Here is a 5,971-nt window from a genome sequence, read left to right as displayed (position 1 = left end):
GCCGGAACGGTTTCGTGGGTTCGATCGCTTCGTCGCGCGCGAGAAAGTCGTGGCGGAAATGGAATCCCTCGGTCTCCTCGAAAAGATCGAGGAAAACCCGATGATCGTTCCTTACGGCGACCGCTCCGGCGTGGTGATCGAACCGTGGCTGACCGACCAGTGGTACGTGAACGCGAAAAAACTGGCGGAGCCGGCGATCAAGGCGGTGGAGGAGGGACGCACCCGCTTCGTGCCCAAATCGTGGGAGAACACCTATTTCGAATGGATGCGCAACATCCAGCCCTGGTGCGTGTCGCGCCAGATTTGGTGGGGCCACCAGATTCCCGCCTGGTACGGCCCCGACGGACATATCTTCGTCGAATTGACGGCGGAAGAAGCGGCCGAGGCCGCGCGCGCCCATTACGGCCGCGCGGTCGAATTGAAACAAGACGAGGACGTGCTCGACACCTGGTTCTCGTCCGCGCTGTGGCCGTTTTCGACCCTCGGCTGGCCGGACAAGACGCCCGAACTCGAGCGCTATTATCCGACCAGCGTGCTGGTGACCGGCTTCGACATCATCTTCTTCTGGGTCGCGCGCATGATGATGATGGGTCTCCATTTCATGAACGAGGTCCCGTTCCGCACCGTCTACATCCACGCCCTGGTGCGCGACGAAAAGGGCCAGAAGATGTCCAAGTCCAAGGGAAACGTCATCGACCCCCTGGACCTGATCGACAAGTTCGGGGCGGATTCGCTCCGCTTCACGCTGACCGCGCTCGCGGTCCAGGGCCGCGACGTGAAGCTCTCGGAATCGCGGGTCGAGGGCTACCGCAACTTCGCGACCAAGATCTGGAACGCGGCGCGCTTCTGCGAAATGAACGGCTGCCTGCCGAAGAAGGGATTCGATCCGGCGTCGGTCCGGCTCACGCTCAACCGCTGGATCGTCGGCAAAACGGCGGAAGCGGCGGCGCTGGCGGACGCCGCTTTGCGGGAATTCAAGTTCAACGAGACGGCGGGCGCGATCTACCATTTCACCTGGGGGACGTTCTGCGACTGGTATCTCGAATTCATCAAGCCGGTCTTGCAGGAGGAGGGCGCAGACGCGGTCGCCAAGGCGGAAACCCAGGCGACGGCGGCCTGGGTGCTCGACCGGATCCTGTGCCTGCTGCATCCGATCATGCCGTTCATCACCGAAGAATTGTGGCAGCGCATCGCGTCCGACCGTTCCGGTACGTTGGTGGGCGAATCCTGGCCCGATATTCCCCTCTCTCTCCGCGACGCCAAGGCCGAGGCCGAAGCCGACTGGCTGGTGGAACTGATTTCCGCGATCCGCGCGGTGCGCGCCGAAATGAACGTGCCGGCGGCGGCCAAGATCGCGCTCCGCCATCGCGGCGCCTCCGCCGAAACGGCGGCGCGGCTCGGGCGTTACGGCGATCTGATCCGCCGGCTGGCCCGGATCGAGGCAATCGAGCCTTCGGCCGGGGCCGAAAAGGGCGCGGTGCAGGTGGTGGTGGGCGAGGCGACGTTTATTCTGCCGCTCGCCGGCGTCATCGATCTTGCCGCCGAGAAGGCGCGCCTCGACAAGGAAATCGCCCGGATCGAAGGCGAGATCGTCAAGTTCGACAAGAAGCTTTCCAACGAATCCTTCGTCGCCAAGGCGCCGCCCGAGGTGGTCGAGACCGAGCGCGAACGCCTGGCCGAGGCCCGCGCGCATCAGGCCCGCGTCAAGGACGCGCGCGAACGGCTGATCGCGGCGATGTAAAACGGGCATTGGATTATGGCTGCTCCTCCGAACAAACCGGCGAAACCGTCGAAACCCGCTCCCGGGGTTTCGCCCGAGGAGCGCGCCGATTTCGTCGTCAAGCGGCTGGAGGAATTCATCCGCGAGAAGAAAAGCCCGGAAGGGATGAACTTCAAGCACTGGCAGGCGCTGTGCAAGGCGGAGATCGCCGCCGCCATCGCCGCGGCCGTGAAGGAGCAAACGCGCGGTGACGCCGCGCTGAAGCGGGTGCTGTTCACCGGCGCGGCCGCGCTGGTGACCGTCGGCTTCTGGGGCGCGGCGGTTTCGGTCGGGCGCGCCGACTACATGATCGCGGGCATCATCTGCGTCATCGCCGGGCTGGTGTTCATGGCCGTGGCGGCCGAATGGAGCTTGGCCGGTTGGCGGGCGCGCCGGCGCGCGCGCGAACGGATGGAAACGCTCGCCCGCGTTGGCGACCTCGACAAGCGCCTCAAGGCGATCGAGAAGGAACGCGAGAAGGAAGTCGAAAGCGCGAGTAAATAACAAAAAGGCGCCGGCCGTTTCTTCGCGGCTCGGCGCCCGGAAGGCTCGGATGGTCGCGGTTACTTCTTGGCCTTGACCGCGATCTTCTTGGTCTCGGAGCGGACCTCCGCCGGCTTGGGCAGCACGACCTTCAACACACCCTTGTCGAACTCGGCGGAAATGTCCTTCTCCCCCACTTCGTAGGGCAGCCGGAAGGTGCGCTCGAACGCGCCGTAGGACCGCTCGACGACGTGGTAGTTCTCCTTCTTGCGTTCCTCCTCGACCTTCTTCTCGCCCTTGATGGTGAGCAAGTCGCCGCACAAGGTCACCTCGACGTCCTTCTCGTCGACACCGGGCAATTCGGCGGTGATGCGGAGCTCCTTGTCGGTTTCGCTCATGTCGATCTTGAAGTCCGCCATCTCGCCGTTCCCGGGCCAGCGCATCGGGGCGAGCCGGCCGAAGTTCTCGAAGACCTTTTCCACCTCTTCGTGGAGGCGGCTGAAGGGGTCATGTCCCCGCCGCTTCGACGGCAGCGAAGAACCACCCCATTCGAACGGGATCAGGGATTGGAACATGGTGTCCTCCGTTGCTTGAGTGAACGTCCGACCGTCCCCGTAATCCACAGGGTCAGTCGCACGCGATTCGCCGCGTCGCCGCGACGAACCGAAAAACTACTCTCTTGAATTTCATATGGGTTTCGCCGCGGGAGTGCGCAAGGGCCGATTTTCCAAGGGTTTTTGCCCATGTGCGAAACGGGACTCGATCACGCTTTTCCGGGGGATTGTCCGGGGCCATGGTGGCCGGGAGGCGGGCCCGGGCGCGATCCGACCGCCCGGCAACGACAAAATGCGAGGTCGCGTAGCGTCATGGATCAATCGCAAACCACGGTAGCCGTGCGGGCGGGTTTCAGGACCGCCGTCGCGCTCGCGGTCGAAACATTCCGCCGCCACGGTTTTTCGATCGCCCCGCCGCTCGATTTGCAGGGCGCGTTCCGCGAGCGCCTCGGCGTGCCGTACCGGTCTTACGTCCTTCTCCGGCTGCACCACGAGGAGTTGGAACTGAAGGCGCTCGCCATTTCCCCGCGCGCCGGCGCGGTCGGCACGTGCACCGTTTCGGTCCAGGGCATGGAGGACGGCGTGGTCGAAATCACGATTCTCGACCCGTTGTCGTCGCTGTTGTCGGCGGCGATGGTCGAGGAGGAATCGGTGACCTTGATCGCCGCCGAAATGCAGGAGAAGGTCGCCGCCGCGATGTGGGCGCTGGCCCACACCGGCATGGACCGGGGATACGACGCGAAAATCGCGGGCGGACGGTGAAGACTCAGTTCGGCATTTTGGAATTCCAGAACACCCACAGCACCCACGCGCCGAAAACGAGCATGCCGGCGGCGAACGGCGGGGATGGAACGCCTTTTTCCTTGTCGGGCGGCTCGCCCCGCCAATAGGCGTAAAGGCCCCGCGCCCCGAACACGACGCATAAAGTTCCGAGCAGCACGCCGGTCGCCCAGCCGGTCCAGGTCGTTTCCCGTTCGGACAGCCAGGCGAAGATGTCGATCGGCGGCGCGGCGGGCGCGCCCGGTTCTGGCGGCGTCACGGGCTGCGTCACGGGGGACGGGCTGGCCACGACCGAATGTTAATAATTGGACGCGACTTGGCTGTCGGAAGCGGGATAGATGAAGCCGTAGGTCGGATAGGCGCGCTGGCCAAGGGAATCGGAAGGCGCGTGCCAAACCCGGACCGCCGACCAATCGTTCCTGGGCGACACGTCGACGACCAGGATCGAACGGTCGACGTTGCCGCGCGCGCTCCGGTCGCGGCGCGAAGCCCAATTGGCGTGGTCGACCGTGATTTCACGACGCCCGAGAACCTCGGCGACCACGGAGACGTGGCCGCGCGATAGCCGGTCGGTTCGCCGGAAGACGAGGATCGAGCCGGCCTCCGGCGCTTGGCCGCGCACGAGCCCCGCGCGGCTCGCCTTGCCCCACCAGGTCCAGGCGTCGCCCTGCAACGGCACCTGGGTAATTTCGCGGGCATACTGTACGCACTGCAGGATCGCCGCTTCGAGCGGTGCCGCCGCCAGGGCGACGACGAGGCCGCAGACGAGCCACGCGCCATGCGCCCACGACGCCCCGATCCGGAACGGCCGAACGATCAATGGAAAAATCCCTGTCCCGTGAGGCCGGTTGTCCCGGCGTTGTTTGACCGTTCTCGTCTAGCAAAGGAAGGCCGTGATCGGCAAGGGGACATCCGTCCGCGAATCGGGACTTGCGTCCGCACACTCCACATCGCCAAATCGGACGCGACGGAACCGGAAACAAAGGAAACATCCATGACGGCCGACGGGTTGACCGGCGTGAAGGCGCTGGTGTTCGACGTGTTCGGCACCTGTGTCGATTGGCGGAGCGGGGTCGCGCGCGAGTTCGACGCCTTTGCCCGCGCCCATGGCATCGCCGGCGTGGATGGCCCGGCGTTCGCCGACGCTTGGCGCGCGCTCTATCAGCCGCAAATGGAGGAGGTGCGCGCCGGCCGCCGGCCGTGGACCATCCTCGACGTGCTGCACCGCGAAAGTCTCGATCGGGTGATGGCGAGTTTCGGCATCAAGGGCGTGCCGTCGGCGGCCTTGGACGAATTGAATCTCGCCTGGCACCGGCTCGACCCGTGGCCCGACACGGTCGAGGGTTTGACCCGGCTCAAGAACAAATACGTGATCGCGCCGCTTTCCAACGGCAACGTGGCCCTGCTGCTCGACATGGCGAAACGGGCGGGAATTCCGTGGGACACGATCCTGGGGGCGGAAGTCGCCCGCGCCTACAAGCCGTTGCCGGAAGCGTACCGGCGCACCGCCGAAATCCTCGGCCTTAAGCCCGCGCAGGTGATGCTGGTCGCCGCCCACAATGACGATTTGGCCGCCGCCGGGCGGACAGGTTTGCGCTGCGCGTTCGTGCCGCGCCCCCGGGAGTACGGCCCCAACCAAATCAAGGACTTGGAACCGGAGCGGGCCTACGACGTCGTTGCCGCCGATTTCCGCGATCTCGCCCGCCGGATGGGGTGCTGACGCCAAACAAAAACCCGCCGGCGAATCCGGGGCGGATTCCGTCCGCGAAACGTCAAGCAAATTTCATATCCATTCCCATCACATCATGCATAAAATAGCAACATAAAACCAAAAAACGCCACAACAACCCACCGCAGGAGATCACGACATGAGAGCACGGAACGCTATCGCGGCGGCAGTCGCCGTCGCCGCATTGGCATGGACCGGCATGACGGCGTCCGCCGCCGAAGTGCCGGACAAGCGCCTCAAGGAAATCTACGCGATGTCGCCGGAAAAGATGGCGATGACCGGCGCCTGGACGCGCTCGAACATCGACCGTCTCGCGATGCACCTGAATTCGATCAAGGACCCCAAGATCCGCGCGCTGGTTCTCGACATGGTCAACAACCCGAAATCGACCGTGTTCAACGCCACCGCGCAGAAGAACGCCTTCAACGTCATGCCCGCCGCCGGCGGTCCGGGCCATCACTTCTATCCCGGCGGGCTGGCCGTGCACGCGGCCGAGAACATCGAGATCGCCTTCGGCTGGGCCGACATGTTCGCCCGGGTGACCTTCCCCCCGTTTTTAGGTCCAACCGGAGGGTGAGTTTTCCCGTTAATTTTGACCCAGGGAGGACCCACCATGAAGCGCAGCAGGTTCAGCGAGGAACAGATCATCGGCATCCTTAAGGAGGC

8 protein-coding genes are annotated in these 5,971 nt (G+C 64.7%); 5 read left to right on the top strand and 3 right to left on the bottom strand.

Annotation, left to right across the window (positions count from 1 at the left end; genetic code table 11):
- On the top strand, positions 1 to 1,741 hold a 1,741-nt coding region (locus tag FJ311_15640; protein MBM3952867.1), incomplete at its 5' end, for a valine--tRNA ligase.
- 15 nt (positions 1,742 to 1,756) lie between these two features.
- Complete coding sequence (locus FJ311_15635; GenBank protein MBM3952866.1) at positions 1,757 to 2,263, top strand: hypothetical protein; 507 nt, start codon at positions 1,757 to 1,759, stop codon at positions 2,261 to 2,263.
- A gap of 59 nt (positions 2,264 to 2,322) precedes the next feature.
- Here FJ311_15635 and FJ311_15630 read toward each other — a convergent pair whose 3' ends face one another.
- Positions 2,323 to 2,817, bottom strand: coding sequence for an Hsp20/alpha crystallin family protein (locus FJ311_15630; protein MBM3952865.1), 495 nt, complete (start codon positions 2,815 to 2,817; stop codon positions 2,323 to 2,325).
- Positions 2,818 to 2,985: 168 nt separating this feature from the next.
- On the opposite strand from FJ311_15630, the gene FJ311_15625 reads away from it, so the two are divergent.
- Entirely contained in the window at positions 2,986 to 3,558 is a 573-nt protein-coding gene (locus FJ311_15625) for a DUF302 domain-containing protein (GenBank protein ID MBM3952864.1), read from the top strand.
- 4 nt (positions 3,559 to 3,562) lie between these two features.
- Here the strand turns inward: FJ311_15625 and FJ311_15620 are convergent, their stop codons facing one another.
- Both FJ311_15620 and FJ311_15615 read right to left on the bottom strand, forming a co-directional pair.
- On the bottom strand, positions 3,563 to 3,835 hold the full coding sequence (locus tag FJ311_15620; protein MBM3952863.1) for a hypothetical protein: 273 nt from the start codon (positions 3,833 to 3,835) through the stop codon (positions 3,563 to 3,565).
- A gap of 39 nt (positions 3,836 to 3,874) precedes the next feature.
- Complete coding sequence (locus FJ311_15615) at positions 3,875 to 4,405, bottom strand: CHAP domain-containing protein (protein MBM3952862.1); 531 nt, start codon at positions 4,403 to 4,405, stop codon at positions 3,875 to 3,877.
- A gap of 165 nt (positions 4,406 to 4,570) precedes the next feature.
- On the opposite strand from FJ311_15615, the gene FJ311_15610 reads away from it, so the two are divergent.
- Complete coding sequence (locus FJ311_15610; protein ID MBM3952861.1) at positions 4,571 to 5,296, top strand: haloacid dehalogenase type II; 726 nt, start codon at positions 4,571 to 4,573, stop codon at positions 5,294 to 5,296.
- 148 nt (positions 5,297 to 5,444) lie between these two features.
- A complete protein-coding gene (locus FJ311_15605; GenBank protein ID MBM3952860.1) occupies positions 5,445 to 5,882 on the top strand; it encodes a hypothetical protein in 438 nt (145 codons plus the stop codon).
- The last annotated feature ends 89 nt before the right edge of the window (positions 5,883 to 5,971 follow it).

Source organism: Rhodospirillales bacterium, from assembly GCA_016872535.1.
Lineage (GTDB): Bacteria > Pseudomonadota > Alphaproteobacteria > Rhodospirillales > 2-12-FULL-67-15 > 2-12-FULL-67-15.
Note: the sequence above shows the minus strand (reverse complement) of the source record. Positions and strands in the feature narration are given on the sequence as shown.

What these genes read in the sequence shown, in the direction of transcription:
- FJ311_15635 (MBM3952866.1), top strand. Translation starts at nt 1,757, where the DNA reads ATGGCTGCTCCTCCGAACAAACCGGCGAAACCGTCGAAACCCGCTCCC.
- FJ311_15630 (MBM3952865.1), bottom strand. Translation starts at nt 2,817, where the DNA reads ATGTTCCAATCCCTGATCCCGTTCGAATGGGGTGGTTCTTCGCTGCCG.
- FJ311_15625 (MBM3952864.1), top strand. Translation starts at nt 2,986, where the DNA reads ATGTGCGAAACGGGACTCGATCACGCTTTTCCGGGGGATTGTCCGGGG.
- FJ311_15610 (MBM3952861.1), top strand. Translation starts at nt 4,571, where the DNA reads ATGACGGCCGACGGGTTGACCGGCGTGAAGGCGCTGGTGTTCGACGTG.
- FJ311_15605 (MBM3952860.1), top strand. Translation starts at nt 5,445, where the DNA reads ATGAGAGCACGGAACGCTATCGCGGCGGCAGTCGCCGTCGCCGCATTG.